This window comes from Blautia hydrogenotrophica DSM 10507 (assembly GCF_034356035.1).
In the GTDB taxonomy this organism is placed as follows: Bacteria; Bacillota; Clostridia; order Lachnospirales; family Lachnospiraceae; genus Blautia_A; species Blautia_A hydrogenotrophica.
Genome location: NZ_CP136423.1, coordinates 411,834 through 433,319, shown reverse-complemented (window position 1 = coordinate 433,319; position 21,486 = coordinate 411,834). Strand labels below are relative to the sequence as shown.

General features: G+C 45.8%; 18 protein-coding genes. 1 reads left to right on the top strand and 17 read right to left on the bottom strand.

What is annotated here, in order from left to right; all coding sequences use genetic code 11:
- Window positions 1–9: 9 nt before the first annotated feature.
- The 3 genes from lepA to gpr all read right to left on the bottom strand — a co-directional run bounded on the left by lepA (window position 10) and on the right by gpr (window position 4,291).
- Complete coding sequence (lepA, locus tag BLHYD_RS02075) at window positions 10–1,824, bottom strand: translation elongation factor 4 (RefSeq protein WP_040350437.1); 1,815 nt, start codon at window positions 1,822–1,824, stop codon at window positions 10–12.
- A 349-nt stretch (window positions 1,825–2,173) separates the two neighbouring features.
- Window positions 2,174–3,334: a stage II sporulation protein P gene (locus tag BLHYD_RS02070; RefSeq protein WP_021845716.1), complete on the bottom strand. Its 1,161-nt coding sequence runs from the start codon at window positions 3,332–3,334 to the stop codon at window positions 2,174–2,176.
- Window positions 3,335–3,382: 48 nt separating this feature from the next.
- The gene (gene gpr / locus BLHYD_RS02065; protein ID WP_005947126.1) at window positions 3,383–4,291 is read right to left on the bottom strand and encodes a GPR endopeptidase; all 909 of its coding nucleotides are present in this window, start codon (window positions 4,289–4,291) and stop codon (window positions 3,383–3,385) included.
- A 288-nt stretch (window positions 4,292–4,579) separates the two neighbouring features.
- On the opposite strand from gpr, the gene rpsT reads away from it, so the two are divergent.
- Entirely contained in the window at window positions 4,580–4,843 is a 264-nt protein-coding gene (gene rpsT / locus BLHYD_RS02060) for a 30S ribosomal protein S20 (protein WP_021845715.1), read from the top strand.
- A gap of 103 nt (window positions 4,844–4,946) precedes the next feature.
- On the opposite strand, the gene holA is transcribed toward rpsT, so the two are convergent.
- From holA to BLHYD_RS01990, 14 genes are all read right to left on the bottom strand, one after another.
- Window positions 4,947–5,930, bottom strand: a complete 984-nt coding sequence (gene holA / locus BLHYD_RS02055) for a DNA polymerase III subunit delta (protein ID WP_005947122.1) — start codon at window positions 5,928–5,930, stop codon at window positions 4,947–4,949.
- A gap of 114 nt (window positions 5,931–6,044) precedes the next feature.
- Window positions 6,045–8,255: a DNA internalization-related competence protein ComEC/Rec2 gene (locus tag BLHYD_RS02050; RefSeq protein WP_040350436.1), complete on the bottom strand. Its 2,211-nt coding sequence runs from the start codon at window positions 8,253–8,255 to the stop codon at window positions 6,045–6,047.
- Between the two features lie 13 nt (window positions 8,256–8,268).
- Complete coding sequence (locus BLHYD_RS02045) at window positions 8,269–9,225, bottom strand: GerMN domain-containing protein (RefSeq protein ID WP_021845712.1); 957 nt, start codon at window positions 9,223–9,225, stop codon at window positions 8,269–8,271.
- A gap of 11 nt (window positions 9,226–9,236) precedes the next feature.
- Window positions 9,237–10,667: a sensor histidine kinase gene (locus BLHYD_RS02040; RefSeq protein WP_005947114.1), complete on the bottom strand. Its 1,431-nt coding sequence runs from the start codon at window positions 10,665–10,667 to the stop codon at window positions 9,237–9,239.
- 79 nt (window positions 10,668–10,746) lie between these two features.
- Window positions 10,747–11,436 (bottom strand): response regulator transcription factor, encoded by a 690-nt coding sequence (locus tag BLHYD_RS02035; RefSeq protein WP_005947112.1) that lies wholly within the window; start codon window positions 11,434–11,436, stop codon window positions 10,747–10,749.
- A 10-nt stretch (window positions 11,437–11,446) separates the two neighbouring features.
- Window positions 11,447–12,091 carry a ComEA family DNA-binding protein gene (locus BLHYD_RS02030; RefSeq protein WP_021845711.1) on the bottom strand — a complete coding sequence of 215 codons (645 nt, stop codon included), beginning with the start codon at window positions 12,089–12,091 and terminating at the stop codon, window positions 11,447–11,449.
- A 308-nt stretch (window positions 12,092–12,399) separates the two neighbouring features.
- Entirely contained in the window at window positions 12,400–12,828 is a 429-nt protein-coding gene (locus BLHYD_RS02025) for a DMT family transporter (protein WP_005947107.1), read from the bottom strand.
- An 87-nt stretch (window positions 12,829–12,915) separates the two neighbouring features.
- The gene (locus tag BLHYD_RS02020) at window positions 12,916–13,653 is read right to left on the bottom strand and encodes a sigma factor (protein WP_005947105.1); all 738 of its coding nucleotides are present in this window, start codon (window positions 13,651–13,653) and stop codon (window positions 12,916–12,918) included.
- 90 nt (window positions 13,654–13,743) lie between these two features.
- Window positions 13,744–14,244: a COG2426 family protein gene (locus BLHYD_RS02015; protein ID WP_005947103.1), complete on the bottom strand. Its 501-nt coding sequence runs from the start codon at window positions 14,242–14,244 to the stop codon at window positions 13,744–13,746.
- Window positions 14,245–14,256: 12 nt separating this feature from the next.
- Entirely contained in the window at window positions 14,257–15,315 is a 1,059-nt protein-coding gene (gene hisC, locus BLHYD_RS02010) for a histidinol-phosphate transaminase (RefSeq protein ID WP_005947101.1), read from the bottom strand.
- A 421-nt stretch (window positions 15,316–15,736) separates the two neighbouring features.
- Window positions 15,737–16,615, bottom strand: a complete 879-nt coding sequence (locus BLHYD_RS02005) for a methylenetetrahydrofolate reductase (protein ID WP_005947098.1) — start codon at window positions 16,613–16,615, stop codon at window positions 15,737–15,739.
- A gap of 40 nt (window positions 16,616–16,655) precedes the next feature.
- On the bottom strand, window positions 16,656–17,279 hold the full coding sequence (locus tag BLHYD_RS02000) for a methylenetetrahydrofolate reductase C-terminal domain-containing protein (protein WP_005947096.1): 624 nt from the start codon (window positions 17,277–17,279) through the stop codon (window positions 16,656–16,658).
- A 1-nt stretch (window position 17,280) separates the two neighbouring features.
- Window positions 17,281–19,242 carry an electron transport complex subunit RsxC gene (rsxC, locus tag BLHYD_RS01995; protein WP_005947094.1) on the bottom strand — a complete coding sequence of 654 codons (1,962 nt, stop codon included), beginning with the start codon at window positions 19,240–19,242 and terminating at the stop codon, window positions 17,281–17,283.
- A 228-nt stretch (window positions 19,243–19,470) separates the two neighbouring features.
- Window positions 19,471–21,201, bottom strand: a complete 1,731-nt coding sequence (locus BLHYD_RS01990; RefSeq protein WP_021845707.1) for a S8 family peptidase — start codon at window positions 21,199–21,201, stop codon at window positions 19,471–19,473.
- Window positions 21,202–21,486: the final 285 nt, after the last annotated feature.

Genomic DNA, 21,486 nt, shown 5'->3' with positions numbered 1-21,486 from the left:
ACCTTTTCACTATTTATCATCTAACTTCAATACACTCATAAATGCTTTTTGGGGAATCTCCACATTTCCCACCTGGCGCATTCGCTTCTTGCCTTCCTTCTGCTTCTCTAACAGCTTCTTCTTACGACTGATATCGCCACCGTAACACTTTGCCAATACGTCTTTTCTCATGGCTTTTACCGTCTCCCTGGCGATAATCTTACTACCGATTGCCGCCTGAATCGGTATCTCGAACAGCTGGCGGGGAATCTCCTCTTTTAACTTTTCACACATTTTTCTTCCCCTGTCATAAGCCGTGTCCGCATGGACGATAAATGAAAGAGCGTCTACCTCCTCTTTGTTTACAAGAATATCCAGTTTCACCAATTCACTGCGTTCGTAACCACACAGTTCATAGTCCAAGGAAGCATATCCCCGTGACCTGGATTTCAGGGCATCAAAAAAATCATAGATAATTTCATTCAATGGAAGTTTATATTTCAGCAGCGCCCGCGTCTCTTCCATGTACTCCATCCCCTGATACTGTCCTCGGCGTTCCTGGCACAAATCCATAATCGCGCCGATGAATTCTGTCGTCACCATAATCTCCGCGTCGACCATCGGTTCTTCCATGTACTCAATCTCCGAAGGGTCCGGGAGATTTGACGGGTTGGTCAATTCCAGCATCTCCCCGTTGGTCTTGTAGACTTTATAGATAACTCCCGGCGCTGTCGTTACCAAATCCAGATTATACTCTCTTTCAAGCCGTTCCTGAATAATTTCCAAATGCAGCAATCCTAAGAATCCGCAGCGAAAACCAAATCCCAACGCGACCGAAGTCTCCGGCTCATACTGCAACGAGGCATCATTCAACTGCAACTTTTCCAGCGCATCTCTTAAGTCCTGATACTTTGCACCGTCTGCCGGGTACATTCCACAGTACACCATAGGATTGACTTTCTTATAGCCTGGAAGCGGCTCGGCACAGGGATTATTCCGGTCAGTAATCGTATCCCCCACTCGGGTATCTCTCACATTTTTAATGCTGGCGGTAATATAGCCAACCATACCCGCGCTCAGCTCATCACAGGGAATAAACTGTCCTGCACCGAAATATCCTACCTCTACAACTTCTTCTTCAGCTTCGGTTGCCATCATGCGGATGGTTGTACCCTTTCGGACGCTCCCCTCCTTAATCCGGCAAAATACAATCACTCCTTTGTACGCATCATACACGGAGTCAAAAATTAAGGCTTGCAGCGGAGCCTTTGGATCTCCCTCAGGAGCTGGAATCTTCTCCACAATCTGCTCCAACACCTGTTCTACGTTTTCCCCGGTTTTGGCGGAAATACGGGGAGCGTCCATAGCCTCAATGCCGATCACATCTTCAATCTCATTGATTACCCGGTCAGGGTCCGCGCTTGGAAGATCAATCTTGTTTATCACTGGCAAAACATCCAAGTCATGATCTAAGGCCAAGTAGACATTCGCCAGAGTCTGCGCCTCGATTCCCTGGGCCGCGTCCACCACAAGAATTGCCCCATCACAGGCTGCCAGACTTCTAGATACTTCGTAGTTAAAGTCCACGTGTCCTGGGGTGTCAATCAAGTTAAAAATATATTCCTGTCCATCTTTTGCCTTATACACAATTCGCACTGTCTGTGCCTTGATCGTAATGCCTCTCTCCCGCTCCAATTCCATATTGTCCAGCACCTGAGCCTGCATCTCCCGGTCTGTCAACAGACCTGTCATCTCGATAATCCTGTCTGCAAGTGTGGATTTTCCGTGATCAATATGTGCAATGATACAAAAATTTCTTATTTTACTCTGATCTATCGTCACCAAAGATAACTTCCTCCTATAACCAATATGTACTCCTGTCATCTTATAAATCATATCATTAAACAGCCGTCTGCCGCAAGCCCATCTTTCCTATAACAATCAGATAACCGCTTATCATGCAAACCCTCAAGCCGCCTGTCGGCGGCACCTCCAAAAAATATAAGCTACGGATTGCTCCGTGCATTGCACGTCCGCAATCCTGACAGGTATTCTCACTCCGGCGCATACGCCTGCGTGCTCATATCTGTTGCCCCTTCCAATGTCTGTGCGTCTTGGCAAGCAAGCTTGCCAGCCGTTGCCCGGAAGCTTATACAGTAAAAGGCCCGCCTGTATTCTGGCGAGCCTCCCTCTTCTATCCTTCTCCTGTCAACACCCTGTTCAGTATATCCGCAAAAGGTTCCATCGCATTTTTTACTTCCACCACAGAATTCGTCTGCGCCCCTGCCTCGAGCAAAATAGCTTTGGGTCTAAGATGAAGATTATACCTAAGACCCGCAAGGTAAATTCCCCGATACAAATCAGGGTAATACTGCTCTGCCTGATACTCCAATTGGAAAGAAAACGCCAAGTTATCCTGGACATAAGGATTCGGCAGATAGTCAACCGGACCGTTGTTCACCGTGTAGCTCAGCCCGTTGTAACACATAATCTGGGCCGTGGGTTTTCCATTGATCTCTGTCACCAGATGCCGATCTTCCGGGACTCCATCCCGGTGCAAATCAATAACTACTTCAATAGAAGGATTCTCCTGCAATACCTGTTCTACTTTTGCCCGGGCAAAATCATAAGCTTGATTTCGGTCTAGTTCCCCATTGACAATATCAAATGCGTCTGTGACATGAATGACCGAATATCCGTATTGGTCCTGCAAAATCTGTGCCAGATAATCCCCCACACCCACCACCGTCGTACTGACATCGCCAGGAACTGTATCTGTAAAATCTTCCTGAGAATGGCTGTGGTATATCAATATCTGAGGCTTTGAGTTATCCTGCTTCATCGTCAAATCTTCTGCCAGAAAATTCGCCGCGTTTAGTTGTTCAGGATTTGTCGCCGTGTTGGGGTCCACAATAAAAAAATTATTCAAAAGATAGTTATAATCTGCCAGTCTCTCCGGCGACAAATCGAGAACCGGGTGCGGCGTTACTGCTGTCTCAGTGGCTTCTTGCTCCTTCTCTTCTTTTTCCTTTTGGAGTTCTTCTTCTTTCTGTTTCTCCTCCTGTTCTTTCTGCGCTTCCTGCTGGACCAATTCCTGATTCTCGTCCAGCACCTTTCCTTCCAGATACTCTTCGTTAGCCTGCACAATCTTTTCATAGGTCTCAGGATCTTCTTTCTTGGGTTCCCACACCGACTTTTCCTGCAAATAACCGTATATCGGAAGACGCTTCCAGAGGCGTTCCAGATCATCGCTTTTTATCTGTGGTATCTGGATTAAGTCCGCTTTTCTCATCATGGGAATTCCCACCAGACATAAGCATAAAATTATGCAGAACGCTTTTTGGAATCTCGTCACCTAATCACCTCTTAGAATGTATATGACGATTTGTCTCCCAAAAGTCCTCTATACTTGCGCAAAAGCCATATTCAATCCTTCAGAGAGCGTATAGCCCAACCTCTTGATCGTCTCATCTACGTCCTTCGGCGTCACAAACAGGCTGTGAAGCTGCGGAGAGATCATCTCCTCCAAAAATTCTTTCTGTTCAGCTTCATCTAAGGCTTCCAGCAGATGAGACATGGCATCGTGGACAATCGTAGCCGCGTCTACCACAGTGGGAATACCGATTCCAATCACCTTTACCTGAAGATTTTCCTCATTGATTCCTTCTCTGTGGTTTCCCACTCCCGACCCAGGATTAATCCCTGTATCCGTGATTTGAATTGTTCGGTTCAGCCGCTTCGTACTCCGTGCCGCCAACGCATCAATGGCAATCACCACCTCTGGCTTCGTCTCTGCCACTACACCTTGGATAATCTCCAGCGTTTCCATTCCGGTCTGCGCCATGACTCCCGGCACAATACCGCTGACCCGATGCGCCTTCTCCTCACCTATGCCGGAGATTCCGTACTCCCGGATAATATGCCGTGTCATACGCAGGTTGCCAACCACGTGTGGCCCGAGGGCATCCGGTGTGATCTCTCGGTTTCCCAGCCCCACCACCAAGACCGATGTCTCCTCTTTCAGATTAATCAACTGCCGTAGATGGCGCGCAATCTCCTCTGAGATCTCTCTGTGGTAGTCCTCGTCTGGAATAGATAGATTCGGAGCCTCAATTGTAATATAGGTGCCCTGGGGACGTCCCATAGCCTTCGCCCCATTTTCTGTCTCAATTTTCACCACTGTCGTCCGAATATCCTTCTCCTGATCGTAATTCTCGTGAATAACCACACCACGAATCTCCACGTTGTCCTCTTTGAACCTCTCCGTTGTCTCCAATGCCAGGTCTGTACGGATTCTGTAATTTTCCAACATCTTTCTCCCTCCATAGGCTTTTATTTAGCTGCCGTTCTTCTGCCACTGTCCACAGGTGCCGAAACCCAACTGTAAACAGCAGCCATTTTCTGTTACTATTCACAACTCCGAATCGGCCGTGATTAGTAACCTTTTTCTATATATTCTGCATTTTTTACGGAATTATGTATTGACAACAGGAACCACTTATACTAAACTATATAAGCATGTTTCCTTAGAGATGTCCGTGTCTATTTCTAAGGAAGAATTCAAAACTCGACAAATCGCGATAAATTGGAGGTGTACACATTGGCAAATATTAAATCTGCAAAAAAAAGAATTCTAGTAAACAGAACAAAAGCTGCGAGAAACAAAGCTATCAAATCTGCGGTTAAGACTTCTATTAAAAAAGTAGAGGCAGCAGTGGCAAAGAAAGACAAAGAGGCAGCCAGTGCTGCATTGGTGAATGCTGTATCCACCATCAGCAAAGCTACTTCAAAAGGTGTTTACCACAAAAATAACTGCGCAAGAAAAATTTCTCGTTTGACCAAGGCCGTAAACAGCATCGGCTAATAAATTATATTTTTTATTCGAATAAAAAACATGCAAAAGGCAGCCATTCCGTCAGTGGCTGCCTTTTTTATGTTATAGGTAAGGCCTCTTCACATCACCTCTCTTATTCTCCGCTGCTGTACTTGACAATCAAAAGCTCCACACTCAGTACATCTCCCAGGCGTCCAGTCTTCACCAGTTCTTCCGCCTCTGTAAAATCCTCCACGGCCTGCCGAAGCTGACTGAGTCGGTACCTTTTCACGATTTGAAAATAATTCCTGACTACAAAGGGCGGTACCCCCAACTGGCTGGCGATCTCCGGCTGTCCATACCCTTTCTCCGACATTTCTTTCGTTATCATCAATTGATTGAACTGTTTCGCTAATAAAAACAAAATCCTCATCGGCGGCTCTTTTAAAGTAAGCAGGTCATTGTATAAATCCAGTGCTTTTTTTTGATTCCGCTCTGTCACTGCCCGGACCATGTCGAAAATTTTGTTGCTGGTCTGAGTCGTACACACAGCCTCTATATCAGCACTGCTCACGATCTCTCTTCCCATTGTGTAAACCAACAGCTTTTCCAGCTCCATCCGGATATTTCCCATATCTGTTCCCGTCTTTGTCAGAAAAAGCTCCATATCTCTTTGGGTAATCCGCTTTCCCTCCCTGCCCAACATCTGCAAAACCCATCTCGTCAGTGTCTGGATATTCTGCACAGCAAACTCCGTAACCCTCCCTGCCGCCTTCGCCGCCTTGTACATTTTTCCTCTTTTGTCCACCTCTGACTCTACAAAGATCATGCACAGATAGTCAGGTAGCTGCTTAAAATATTCTGCTAGCTCTTCGCATTTATTTTTAAAAAATCCCGTGTCTTCCAGCAGTATCACTCTACGGTCCGCAAAAAAGGGCATAGTCTCCGCCAGATCTATGATCTCCCTAGGTTCAATGCCTTTTCCTTCATACCTACTGTAATTCATCGTATCTTCCTCTGGCATCAGCGCATCTAAAAGCTTCTGCTTATACTGCTGCCTCAAATAAGCCTCTTCTCCAAACAGCAGATAAACCGGTTTAAACTGCTGATTTTTAATGTCTTCTTGTATACTTTTCACGGCTGGTCCTCCGCCCTTTCTTTATATACCCTCAAAACCTATTTATACTGGGATTCCAAGAGTAAATCTTTTTCCATGTTACCACGATTTTTTCTCCCAGTAAAGGACACATTCTCACCCCTCCTTGTGCTGAAATCCCTTTGCTCTCACTGTATCTCCATCTGTCCAAAGCATCACCGCCCCCTTATCTTTCGTCATGTAAATCTGACTGCTCCATTTTCTCAGACGTTCCATTGTATCTGGATGAGGATGGTGATAAAGATTGTTTCTGGCCACTGAAACCACACTCAGCTTCGGCTTTACTCTTTTCAGAAATTCCTCACAGCTAGAGTTCTTAGAACCATGATGGGCGACTTTCAAATAGGTACATGGATGTAATTCTTCCAGTATTTCCAATTCCTGCTCCTCGCCGGTATCCCCCGTGAACATTCCCCGAAAATTGCCGTACTCCATCTCTGCGACCAGGGAACCTCCATTGATATCTTCCAAGTCATTTTCCTGTTCTGGTTGTAAAAAACGCAGCCTCAGCTCTCCCGAGACCATCACATCTCCTTTTTTCAGATATTCTACAGAAATCCCCACTTTCTTCGCCAGTGCCTCCAAATCCCGGTATGCCTTTGGACGGCTCTTCCAGGCCGGTAAAATCAGTTTCTGTATCCTCACAGAAGTCGTATGTGCAATCTGCGCCTCCAGAATCTGTGCAATTCCATTGTAATGGTCTTCGTCCGTATGTGTAATAAAAGCTGCGGTAATCCTGGAAATCCCTCTGCTCTTCACATAGGGAAGTATCTGGTAAATGCCACACTGAGACTGGCTGGTGCTGCCTCCATCCATCAAATAGCACTCGCCGCCTTCTTTTTCCCAGACAATCGCATCTCCCTGCCCCACATCCAGACAGGTAATTCTCAGCCCCTCCCTGTCCTTCCACCCCAGAAAATTCAAAGAGAGTAGGCAGGTACACACCCATAAGCCTCTCACCAAGGCTGGTCTCCTTACCTGTTCCCTCGAAACCCTCCTCAATCCTTCCACAGCTAGTATCAGGATTCCATAGTAAACCGTCATCTGCCAAAGCTGAGGCTTTCCGCCTACCCAGGAACAAAAAGGCAGACGGCAGCACAGAGTTCCCAGAATATCATATAACTCCAAAAGGACCCTTCCCGGCAGAATCAGAAGCTTCCCCAGCGGTAAAAATATCAGGCCGGCAAGCGCTCCGCCCACTCCGCTGGCCAATACAGCCGCCACTGTGGGAATCACCAGCAGATTCAGCAAAAGCCCCAGCAAAGAGACTTCACTGAAAAAATACAGCAGCAGCGGAACCATCACCAGATTCACACTGGCAGCTCCCAAAAAGGGCTTCAACAGACGTATTCCCGAAAAAGCCGCTTCCAAAACCGGAAGAATCCATCCCAGCCCCAAAACCGCTCCAAAAGACAGCAGAAATCCACTGTAATACAGGCAGGCGGGACATTCTAGAAGAATCAAAATTGCTGCCATAGACATGGCTGTGAGAAGATCATAGCACCTTCCCAACATCTTGGCACCAATCCCCATCAGAAACATTGTCACCGCACGCATCGTCGCCACGCTCTCTCCTGTCAAAACGCCATATTGGAGAATAAGCATCAGAGATACCACACCCGCCAGACCATTGCCGGCTCCCAGCCGTTTCATCAGCCTGTAAAGACCGCTTCCTAACACCGACAGATGCAGTCCAGAGATTGCCAAAATATGTATAATTCCCGCCAGCTGATATTGACTTTTGATACTCTCGTCCAGATTGCTCTTATCTCCGAGAATCATTGCCTGAAAGACTCCCGCATGTTTTCCAGCAATTTCTTGAAAACACTGAATCAGTCTTTCTTTCACCTGGCTGACTGCCTCCTGATACCGGCTGTACCCTCTGGAATATCTCAGAAGCTCCCCTTGACTCATCTGGTAATAGATTCCCTGGGTCTCACAGTACAGTTTGCTGTCAAACTCCCCCGGATTACTGGGGCCTTCTATCTCCTTTAGTATTCCCCGAATCTCTGCCTGTGTCCCAAGGGGCAGGGCGACTAGCTCCTCCATATAAATTTTCAGATTGTTAATTGGAATTTTTTTCGAATGAAAAATAAGAAATGTATGAGTCAGACAAATAGAAAAATTTTCTTCCCGTTCCGTCCTTTCCTTCAATATGCCCTGGACGACCACCTGCTCCCCCAGAACTTCCTTTTCCAGTCCGGCGGACAGGGGCCTTTCCCGAAATACGGAAAGCCCCAGCAAATCCGCCGCCCAAATGCCAAGCATCAGGAAAAGACATAAAACACAGATCGGCCGTGTTCTCAATAAGTCCCTCCTCTCAGGATGGATTTGATACAACTAATTTCTTGTTCTTTTTGTAAAATTTATTTAGATTCATCGTCTCCCGAAAAGTCAGTTTGCTCTCCCCGTTGACGGAAATCTGTACCTGCTTTATCTGGCAGGCATCGATCAGAGAATTCACAATCGAATAAATGGGAATGCTCTCCTGTACTGCCAACGCTCCATCCACAAAAGTATCATCAAAATTCACATAACAGGTGTTTTCAGAGATTGTAATTCCCAAAAGGTTCGTTTTTTCCGGAAGAGTTGGGCACACTCCATCTTCTCTCGGCCCTTTTAGCAATTGCTCCATCACGACCCTCTCCAGAGGAAGATTGCTGCTGTAATAGACACTTCTATTCTCCGGAATCAGCTTATCCCCTTCTTTGTTGGTGAAATACAGCGTCAGCGTGGTGTATTGATAATTGTTAATGTCCGTACCAGCATGTTCCACAAATGTATTTACATTCATGGCTCCTATTGGATCTCCTTTGGAGTCCACCAGTGCCTCCCCATCTACTGTAAATTCTACCTCCTGGATTCCAGGAATCTGAAGCAAAGTCTTCACAATCCCTGCTCTAGCCAGAATTTCTCTGACAGTCTTCATCTTCCGGTACCCTTTGTTGAAGTCGATGACAACCGTCTCTTTGCGAATCGCATAGGAATTAATGTTCACATCTTTGGGCAGCAGGGCCTGCATATTTTCCTTTGGTTTTTCGTTATCCAAAAGGTCTAGAAGTTTTTCCACAGTTGCCTCCGTGTTTTTGCCCTCTGCTTCCACTGAATCCTTTTCCAGTCCCGTCTCGTCCATATTCATGTAATACACAGAATAAGTCCCCTCTTCCGCCTTATCCTCTTTCGCTTCCTCCGTCCCCAGTACCTCCGGCATTTTGCATCCACCAAGGATACAAAGGCACAGGAGAACTGACAACAACAGATATCCTCTTATCTTCATTCCGGTACCTCCTATGGTATATAAGACAAAGGAATTCTGACAGAAAAGGTAGTTCCTTCGTCCTCCTTGCTGAATACTTTTATGACACCATGGTGCATTAAAACCGCACTCTTTGTGATAGCCAAGCCTAGACCAGTACCTCCGATTTCCCTAGAGTGGGACTTGTCCACCCGATAGAACCTCTCGAAAATCCGCTCAATGCTCTCCTCAGGAATTCCCATTCCTGAATCGGCCACAGTCACATAGAAATACTTGTAATCTGCGTCCAGGGAAACTCTCACCCATCCGTCATCCACATTATACTTAATGCCATTCTCCACTAAATTGCTGATGGCCAAAGTGAATTTGACCTCATCCACGTCTGCATCCACAGGACGAAAACTGTCCAAAATCAAGTCGATATTCCGCTTGTCCGCTATCGGCCTTAACCGTTTCAAAATGGCCTCCAAAAGCTCATTGATATTCAAATGTTCCACTGTCAAATCTGAGGCTTTCTTATCCAGTTTTACCAGAGACAACAGATCTGTGATGATTTTATTCTCCCTGTCTATCTCTACTGTGATATCCTGAAGAAACTCCTGATACAGTTCCTCCGGCACATTTTTCTGCCCCACCAATGAATCTGCCAGTACTTTCATGGAAGTCATAGGTGTCTTCAATTCATGGGACACATTGGATACAAACTCCTGCCTCGACTCATCCAGCACTTTCATCCGGCTCAGCATTTTATTAAATGCTTCCGTAATCAGTTCTGTCTCTGTGTAGTCTGGTACTGAAATCTCATCTTTTTGATACCCGTCTGTCAAATCCTCGATGGCTTTTGTCACCCTCGCAAAAGGCTTCACAAGGAGACTGGACAATACATAGCCTAAGACAATTACCAGCACAGCGATAATCCCCAGTATCAGAATCTCTCTCTGTTCTAAGAGTTCAATGTTGGAAGCAATCTCGTTCGTAGATACGTTCACATAGATAACCCCGTAGATTTTGCTAGCATCCTCCCCCTGAATTGGAAAAGCCATCTCGATAAACTGACTCTTCTCATTATATTGGGTACTCACCTCTCCCCGGTAACACTTAATCACATCCTCCGAGATCAGCGTTTTTCCTTCATCTAGGTTATAAGTATCCTTTATAACCCGAAAATCCAAATCCACAACCATCACCCGACCGCTGTAGACACTAGAAAACATCTCCAACTTACTGTTTATGGACACGGAACTTTGATCGCTCATATATCCCTCGTTAATCAGCATATTCGAGATAATATCACACTGGTTCTTAACATTGCTGATTCTGACAGATACAGCTCTCTCCTCATAAGTTCCTATGATACTTGCCGCCACGATCACACTAGGCACAATCCCCAAAATGAACAGGATAAACATAATCCGGAACCGGAGACTTTTGAAGAACTTTGATTTCTTTTGCGTTTTTTTCATTGAATTCTCCTTTTGCCGGGCTTATCGCACAAGAACAGGAGAATCCTGATTTCTCAGAACTCTCCTGCCCTCACTTTTTCTAAGCCTGAAAATAGTATCCGACTCCCCACTTAGTATGCACGTATTTCGGCTCGCTGGGATTGGACTCAATTTTTTCCCGAAGCCTCCGAATATGTACATCCACGGTTCTCACATCGCCAGGATACTCATAACCCCAGACAATATTTAACAGATTTTCTCTGCTGTAGACCTTATTGGGATTAAATACCAGCAGTTCCAAGACATCAAATTCTTTTGCTGTCAGGTTAATCTCCTTATCTCCGATAAAGACTCTGCGGCTCTCACAATCCATTTTCAGTTCTCCCACCTGAACAGTCTTTGCCTTCTCCTGGGTCTTTGCCTCCAGATGTGCCCGGCGCATAATTGCCTTAATCCTTGCTTTTACTTCCAATATGTTAAAAGGCTTGGTAATGTAGTCGTCTGCTCCGTATTCCAGACCTAAGATCTTGTCCATGTCTTCTCCCTTAGCAGTCAACATCACAATAGGCACATCTGAAAATTCCCGAATCTGCTGACACACTTCCAGACCATCCATCTTTGGAAGCATAAGATCCAGCAGAATAATATCGTATTTATTTGCCTTCGCCAACTCCAAAGCTTCCTCTCCGTCGTAGGCACAGTCCACATCCATATCATCTTGCTCCAAGCTGAAGCGGATACCTTTGACAATCAATTTTTCATCATCTACTACCAACACCTTTTTGCTCATGGGTTTTCTCCTATTCTATTACAATCTCATCTTTGATACGACTAAAAATACCATCACCGATGCCGCTGACTTCCTTAATCTGCTCCACACTCTGGAACAAACCGTTTTCTTCTCTGTATGTAAGAATTGCCTGTGCACGGCTCTCGCCAATTCCATTTAAAGTCATCAGTGTCTGTGCATCAGCGGTATTTATATTTACTTTTCCATCTGATTCCCCTGGTTGTTCAGAGCCGGCGCTTTCTGTCTGACCCACTAGCTCCGGCTGACTTTGAAGCTCCTCCTGAGTCAACACACGGATTTGCTGGCCGTCTGTCAGTACTTGAGCCTGGTTCAACACCCCCAGAGCCGCTTCAGGTGTGTAACCACCGGCCATCTCCACAGCTTCGTACAGACGGCTACCTTCCTCTAAAAAATAAACCCCCGGATTCGCCACCGCCCCGCATAAGTCCACACAGATCTGTATGTTTTGGACAATTCCTGACTCATCCTGGGATTTGCTCTCACTTTCCTCCTCAGCCTCTTCTTGTTCACTTTCTGCCGCCACGTTCTCCTCTGTCAGCAAAAATTCCTCCTCGCTTTCTCCACAGCCTGAAAACACAGTTAGACACACGAACAAGTAAAGCAGATAACTGAATAGACTTTTCTTACTTCTCATTTCTGTCACTCCTTTACATTTTATCAATGTAAAGTCCCCGACAGTATACATAACCACTTTTATTTTATCGAATTTGCACTTCAATTACAAGTACAAAGTCAAACTCCTGCCATTTTTTGGTAACTACTTAGCCATAAATGAGGATTTAGCCGCGTATGCAGCGATATAAGCCGCAGCAACTAATCCGAGCTGTTATGGCTGATAGCTACATTTTTGTATCAGTTCGGCCATTCAGTATACGGGAAGTATAAAAACATACTCGTATGTTTTCGCGAGCGGACATCTTTATGAGTTGAGTACGCAGTATTTTATTCCCACTTAAAAATCACAATTCCCACAATCGCGATAGCCATTCCTAATACCTTTCTCCACTCAAAAGGCTCTTTATCCACACCAAACATCCCAAACAGCTCGATTAAATAGGCAACTGCCAACTGAGAAATCACAATCAACATCGCCGCCTTTGCCGGCCCTAACTGACTCATGCTCTGAATCACCGTCACAGTGATAAAAGCTCCTATGACACCACCCAACAGCGTATATTTGTTGTCCACCTGCATCAGTGCACCTACACTTTGTCTACCATTGTACAGCCACGCCACCACACAAACTAAAAAAGCTGATAATTGCACCCATCCTGTAGATACCCAAAGGCTGGTCTGTTTTGTCACTTCTGTGTTAAAAACTCCTTGAATACTCATCAGTGCTCCCGAAAGCAATGCTATTAGAATTCCCATTCTCAGATCTCCTCTATACTCTGTGAAATTTCCAGAAAACCCTTTCTTCTAGCATATACACTTTCTTGCAATTTTATTCAAGCTCCATCAGGCATCCCCGGTAAGTCTGAGAATATCTCTGATCTCATCAATGTCCATATCCAAGAGAATGGAAAGCTCCTCTACACTGAATTTCTTCTCTTCGTTCTCTTCTGTCAGTTCTCTCACTGCCGCCTCTAATTTGCGGACTTTTTCCACCAGTATATCGTCTTCGAATTTCTGTCGTTCACTTTGACTCACCATACCGCAGATTCCCGACTCTATTCGCCTTCTCAGCCATTCTCCCGGTTCCCCGTCAGGCCTCCACTGATTCAGAGCTGACATCAACGCTACATTTCCTTCCTGAATCATATCTCCCAGATAGCCTTCTTCCGTGTGGAGGCGCTTAGCGATCTCCACGACTTCTGGCAGAAACAGTTGAGCCAGTCTGGACTGCGCCTGGGTTTTCCCTGCACTCATAGCCTGATATAATTTTTCTAACTCTCGAGTTTCCGGGGGCGCCACCCATTGCAAACTTTCCTCATAGTCTTTTAAATATCTCTGTTCGTCCATAGAAAGCGGGGCCATCTTCACTTGCACAGCCGCCGGACACTCCTCTGCCTGAATTTCTCCTGAACTGGCAGTCTGAGCCTTTAGATATGCCTCAATTTTATCTATCTGAGACTCCTCAAGCTCCTCCCCTTGAAAGAATTGCTGAATTTTCTCACGGCTAAATTCCCTTTTCTCCGCTTTTGCGGCAAAAGTGATCTCCCGTAGCTTTTCCTGAAACACTTTCACATCCATCATCTTATCTTCACCTGTCTTTCTTTTTCTATCAATCTCTTATCCCTGATAAATCAAAAGAGAACCCCGCACACAACGAAGTTCCCCCTCTGCTCATTGAACTATATTTCCCACAATCAGGTAGGACACCACATACATGATAACCGTCGCCAGCGCAACACCGCATAAAATCGCCAGCGAAGATTTTTTGATATCAATTTCCAACAGGGAAGCAATCAGCGCCCCCGTCCATGCCCCTGTACCCGGCAAAGGAATTCCCACAAAAAGCATCAGCCCCCAGAATTCATACTTTTTAATTCGATCGCTTTTTCCCAACGCTCTCTTTTCCAGCTTTTCCACCAATCCGCGGAACAACTCGATCTTTTTCATCCATTTGAATATCTGTCTGATAAAAAGAAGTATAAAGGGAATCGGCAACACATTACCGATCACGCAGATGGGAATCGCCTGCAGCTCAGGAATCTTCAAAAGACTTGCTGCCAGCAGTCCCCCTCTTACCTCCAGAATTGGCATCAGAGAGATAATAAAAATAACCGCATATTCAGAAATATAAGGGGATAAAGTTGCCGTAAACCATTGTACCAGTGATTCCATAAATTTCCTCCACTATTTCTTTATATATTTTTTCAAAAATTCAACCAAAATCTCCATCTCCTGAGGAGTTCCAATGGTAATTCTCAGATATTGGTTAATCCTTGGTTTATCAAAATATCGCACGTAAATATGTTCCCGCCTCAAAGCTTCAAACAGCTCTTTCGCTTCATACCGAGGGTGGGTCGCAAAGATAAAGTTTGCCTTTGAGTCTGCAAACTCAAATCCCAGCTTTTTCAGCTCTTGTTTCGTCCACTCTCGGGTCTGCTGAATCTTTTGCACAGTCTCTTCAAAATACTTCCTGTCTCTCACCGCGGCTGCCCCTAAGGCCAGGGAAGTACGATTCATCGTATAGGAATTAAAGGAATATTTCACATCGTTCAGGTACTTGATTAATGCTTCGCTTCCAAAAGCATATCCAATCCTCATTCCCGCCATAGAACGAGATTTAGAAAATGTCTGAACCACCAGCAGGTTATCGTACTTTTCCACCAAAGGCAACGCCGACCGAGCTCCAAAGTCCACGTAGGCTTCATCCACGATCACCACCACATCCTGGTTTTTCCTGACGATTTCCTCTATGTTCTCAAGAGAAAGCTCTACGCCCGTGGGAGCGTTTGGATTTGGAAATACGATTCCGCCATTTCTCTGTAAATAGTCATTTTTCTCGATCTCCAACCGTTCATTCAGCTTCGGACAGCGATAAGGAATTTTAAATAGTTCTGCCCAAACATCATAAAACGAATAGGTGATATCTGGAAACAAAATCGGCCATTCCGAATTGAAAAATGCCTGAAAAGCCATGGCCAAGACATCATCTGATCCGACCCCCACAAACACCTGCTCTTTTTTCATGCCGTACTCTTCTGCAATTGCCTTCACCAGCATATCAGCCGTCGGGTCTGGATACAGACGCATGGCCGACAAGTTCAGCTTCCTCCATGCCTCCTCCACCTTTGGAGACGGCGGATATGGATTCTCATTGGTATTCAGCTTAATCATATTCGGCTCGTTTGGCTGCTCTCCGGGGGTATACGGAACAACTTCTCTTACGTTCTTTTCCCATGCTTTCATCTCGATACTCCTCTAAAATATGTAACAGTTCAGTCAGCGCCATTCGTAAAACCGCACTGTGTGCTTATCGTGGCTAATGCAACCTTTTACTCATGAAATGGCGCTCAGCTCATACAGATGTCCGCTCGCAAAAACATACAAGTATGTTTTTTTGCTCCCTGTACACTGTATGGCCGAACTGTTACTAAAATACTATGCCATGTTATAGTTGCTATTGTAAATAGATTCGTTTCGTTTGTCAAAGGGTATTTCCAAATTGCGGCGTATACACCCATAATAAAAAAGAATCCTGCTTGCAGGATTCCCCGTCTGCTTATATGAAAAAGGCTGCCGTACCTTCCGATACGACAGCCCCAGTTAAAATGCAAAAAACAATTCCCATATTTACCGTGATGCCACGGACAGCTCATCGCGCAAAATCTTAAAGACCAGCCTGCTCAAGAAGAGCTGGAATCTTAGACTCCCATCCCAGAGCCATGATGTGTACACCCTGACAATATGGTTTACACTCTTTGATAATACGCGCTGCAATCTCCACGCCTGTGATGCCTGCCTTGGTTTTTTCTTTATCCTTCTTAAGCTCATCCAGCATCTCCTGAGGAACATGGATACCAGCTACGTTATCGTTCATGAATTTCGCCATTCCTGCTGATTTTGGAATTACAATTCCCAACTGAACCGGTTTTCCAAACTGTTTTGCTTTCTCCATGAATTTGATAAATTTCTCTGGCTCATAGACTGCCTGAGTCTGGAAATAATCTGCACCGGCACGAACCTTGCGCTCCATTTTCGCAAGCTGCGCATCAACAGAATCGCTGCAAGGAGACACAACTGCTCCCTTCGCGAACTTCGGTGGCTCTCCTACCAGCTTATTTCCACCCAGATCTTCGCCTTCTTCCAGTTTTCTCACCGTGTGCAGCAAAGAAACAGAATCCAAGTCAAACACAGGTTTTGCCTGAGGATGGTCTCCCATCTTCGTATGATCGCCTGTCAAAAGCAACAGGTTCTCAATTCCCAGCATAGCTGCGCTCAGAAGATCTGACTGCAACGCAATACGGTTCCTGTCACGACAGGTCATCTGGAAAATCGGTGTCAGCCCCTCGTCTTTCAGAGCTTTACAGACAGCCAGAGAGCCAAGACGCATAACGGAGGACTGATTATCTGTCACGTTTACCGCCGTGATACCGCTCAGATAAGTTTTCGCTTCTTCCAGCAAATGTTCAATATGTATTCCTTTTGGCGGACCTACTTCCGCAGAAACTACAAATTCACCACGTTCAAACAACTCAGTAATTTTCATTATACATTGCTCCTAATCCTTAAAAATTTCAACGGTTTCTCTATTTAGACACTTCATCATCTGTCGCAAAATTGCGCACCTGGGTCGGACATTTCAGCACATCCAGACGTCCAATCTGCGCAAGACGCCTGTAGATACGCTCCCAACCACATTCCATATTGCCGTCCACTTCGCACTTACCATCCTTAGAACCGCCGCACTGTCCATTTACCAGGCTCTTGGAACAGGCAGTAATCGGGCAGATTCCACCAGTCAGGTTCAAGTAGCACTCTCCGCACTGATCGCAGTCGTACTCCAGAGGGGTTACTCCCTGGAAGCCAGGCAGCGGGAAGGTATCGCAGGCAGCGTATACCGTCTTCTCCTCAAGATACTCGGCAATTGTCTGCACTCCAACACCGCAGGAAAGTACCAGCACCGCGTCTGCCGCCTCAATCTCTCCCATGTGTTGTTGGAGGCGTAATTTCATATTCTCAGGATTACATATGTAATCTGTCGTGATAACTCCAGTCAAATTCCCGTCAGCAGCCAGTTCCTTCTGTAACTCTACGGCCTCTTTTTCCGGGAAATGAACTTCTTTGCATCCATGGCAGTTAATGATAAAAACTTTCTTTCCATCCACCAGTGATGCGATAGTTTCCTTTGATTTTAATTGAGTAATTAACATATCACTTCATCTCCCTTACCGCACTTTTTCCGGCTTTAATCTTGCTAACCAATGGAATCTTAGAAGAACAGATGTATTCGCAGCATCTGCACTCAATACAATCCATAACATTTTTATCTTTCATACCCTGCCAATTCTGCTCGTCCGCATATTTCGCGAAATACAGCGGTGAAAGCTCCATAGGACAGACATCAACGCAGCGCCCACACTTAATACACTCTAAAGTCTCTGTGTGGTCTGTCTCAATGGCAATGATTCCGTTGGAACCTTTCATAATCGGCACATTTACGTTTGGCAGATCGAATCCCATCATTGGCCCGCCGGCTTTGATTGTGATATCTTCGCCGATTACACCGCCGCAGTAATCAATCAGCTCTTTTACGTTTGTTCCGATCTTCACGATGTAATTTCCTGGCTTTTTAATCCTCTCACCAGTCACTGTCACAACTCGCTCAATCAGCGGCATTCCTGTTTTAATCGCGTCGGCAATTGCTTTTGTGGTACTGATGTTGCTGACCACACAACCCACATCTGCCGGAAGTCCGCCGCGCGGCACCTGTCTTCCCATCACGCGCTTAATCAGCATCTTCTCAGCGCCCTGAGGATATTTGGTTTTAGCCACTACGACATCTATATCACTGATGTCAGCAGTCTTGGCCTGGAGCAGCTCGATGGCATCCGGCTTGTTGTCCTCGATCACAATGAGACCTTTCTCAGCTCCCACTGTCTTGATGATCGCCTTTAAGCCATAGATCACATCGTCTGCGAATTCCAGAAGTACTCTGTGGTCCGCTGTCAAAAGCGGTTCACACTCACAGCCGTTCAGCAGAATCGTATCCACCGGTTTTGCAGGTTTTAACTTCACAGATGTCGGGAAGCCTGCGCCGCCCATACCTACAATTCCTGCCTCACGGACAATATCAACGATTTCATCTGGTGTCAGACTATCGAGATCTTTATTCGGTTTTACTGATTCGTGCAGAGTATTTTTTCCATCCGACTGAATAACTACAGACATACACTCGCCCCTTGTGGCATGCGGACGAGACTCAATCGCAACTACGGTTCCGCTGACGCTGGAATGAACTGGGCTGCTGATAAAGCCAGCTGCCTCGCCAATCATCTGTCCCACCTTGACAGTGTCCCCCACCTGTACGACAGGATTTGCAGGAGCGCCTGCGTGCTGTGATAGCGGAATCACCACTGTCTTCGGCTCAGGAAATTTCTCCAGTGCCAGATGCTCGCTCAACTCTTTACGTTCTGAAGGATGAACACCGCCGTAGTAACCGTCAAGCCTGTTTTCACGGATTGATTTTACATAATCCTGAACAGCCTTGAAGTTCACCTTGGAGTAATCCCGCAGCTGTACGGGCTGATCTAAGAACTCCTGAAGACGTCCTTGTTTTTCCAGTCTTCTGTATATTTTCTCCCATGCACAGTCTTTGTCGCCGTCCACTTCACATTTTCCGTTCTTTGCACCACCGCACTGTCCATTAACTAAGCTCTTGGAACAGTCGACGATAGGACAGACTCCGCCAGTGATATTCAGATAACACTGCGCACATGCATCACAGCTTTTTTTCGTCAGCGCCATGCCGTGATGTCCCGTATAATTCAATGAATTGCTGGCCGCATATACGGGTTTTCCCGCTAAATCTGCAACAGTCTGAATTCCCAGACCACAGGAGATCACAAAAACATTCTCCGCGTTTTCCGGTATCATGTCCTGTAATTTCTTCTCTGTCTGGATTTTGTTGCACAAAAAGTCCACCTTTGCAGTTCCTACAATAGTTTTTCCCTGCTCGGTGACAATCTTCTCAAACTCCCCACAATCTGGTTCGTCAATGGTTTCAAATTCCTTGAAGCACTTGTTACAAGCAACGATGAACAGATGATCCTTTTCGGCCAGTAATGATACCAGCTCATCGTTCTCTTTCAACTTATACTTAGTATAGTTCTCCAATTGCCCACCTTCCTTATCAATTGATTCGCAAACCTTGTTTTTTTACCTGCCTCTGCCATTCTTCCACCTCTGCACATTGAAAAAAACGGCCCAAAACAGATAACTTAGCTCTGCACCTAATACATATTAAATATAACATATATTAGCTATATTATCTAGTCTAATCGTATATTTGCACTCAAAAATATACATTATGCGCAAAAAATCCCTTCCTTTTTTTGGCATCTTTCAGACCGGCAGGCTGTTTCTGAGGCATAAAGCACCATACCCCACAAAAGAATTGGGATATTCTGTGAATTCTGGCAGCGGGACCGCCCCTCTTTGCAGATAGGCCTTAAGCTTTTCCCCATACAGATACGGGTCATTCTCCTTGACAATCCCCCATTCCATCAAAAGAGCTGCACTACCTGCCACAAAAGGTGTCGCAAACGAAGTCCCCGTCACACTTCCGTAGCCATTTCCCGGTCTAGCTGCCAGGATATCCACCCCTGGCGCAACCAAATCCGGCTTCTGGTTCCATCTCATACCCTCAAGCCCCCTCCCTGAAAAATCAGAATATGTCAGGTAACGGGAATCGTAAGCTCCCACAGAAATCACTTTTCTCGCCGTAGATGGAATTGTCAAGGTAAACTCCGGCGTAGGCATATAAAAACCCGTGCCAGAATTCAGAACATTTCCTCCCGGCAGCCACAAGTTAAATTTCCCTTGATTTGCACTTCTGTTTCTCAGCCGTATTTTCCAGATTCCAGTGTCGATGTAGGAAGACTTGGGAATAAAGTCCATATAGATCTCCTGGGCCAGCAGATAGGGACTGGGCTCACCATAATAGATTAAAAGCTCTGTCTGTCCCAATATATGCCTTTGAGTCCCTAAGTTCTCATAGAGAGGCCCCACCTGCTGCCCTGAAGGATGAATCAAGTAAATATCCATGTCTTGAACATAAGATTTCCAGAGCTGAATATTCAATGCACTCTCATACTCACCAACTGCCACCTCAATCTCCATCTGCTGTCCGCGGGCCAGAGTTCCCGCTGTATGAAGGGGCTGATTTCCATTGTTGCCAGCTCCTACACAGACAGAGCAACGCCCCATATCAGCCACCTGGTCCAGATACGTCTCCAAAAGAGAATTTCCCTGGTGAGAACCGTAATTATTTCCAAAACTCAAATTAATCACGATAGGCCTGCGCAAAGCCAGCGACTGGCGCAAAAGATAATCCACTCCCTGCATCAGCTCCGTCGTTTTCGGAAATGAATTTTCCCTAGGCGTTCCCAGTTTCACAACCATTAATTCGCTGTCATAAGCCACTCCTCGGTTGACTCCATCTGATGCTCTTCCATTTCCCGCAGCAATTCCCAAAACCGATGTTCCGTGACCGCTTAGGTCTCTGCTCGCCACCACTTGATACCCCTCCTGAGGCGGCAGGCGCAGTGCCTCGTCGATCTGCGCCTTTGTGTATTCCGTTCCAATCCGATAGCCTTCCGGCGCATTTCCCTGTACCGTCTGGTCCCAGAGTCTCAATATCCGGGTACTTCCATCCTCATTGCAGAAATCCGGGTGCCTGTAGTCTACACCTGAATCCACAATTCCCACTAACACCCCTCTTCCTGTCAATTGATACGGTTCTCTTTGTACCTGAGGTATACAGGACACTTCCCTGCCCTGAAAAGCTGCAAAAAACAACCTCTTCGGCTTTTCTATGTACTCCACCTCAGGTCTTTGGGATAAGCTCATGATCTCCTCCTCCGGCAAAGTCACCACCGCATATCCATTCAGTAACTCCACCACCTCGACAGTATCGCTCTCCAATTCTTTGATATTTCCTGTGTACTTGACAACCACATCCCACAGATGACTCTCAGAATTGTATCCCACGTTCAGATTCAGGGATTTTTCCCTTTCCTCAGTGGTAGAATCCAAAGCTAAATCCAACAGATTATCCACTTTTTGGCTATTCACTATATCCACACCTGATCTTCTTTTTTACAATATATGTCCCCTCTGCCCACAAGATTAAAATGTTTCAAAGCTTTATATATTCCGTCCAGATTGATCGTAAATTGCCCTGTAGCGATAGACAGCTTCCTCCTATTCCTGAGTTTCTCCAACGTATACTATGTGAATCTTGCCATACTATGAAACTTCAGACTCGACAAGTTTCCGTCAATGTCGAAAAAGCCGTTTTGTTGTCGTCGCTTTCTTCCTTTTTCTGATAAAACTGGAATTTTGTTATTTTGTTTATTT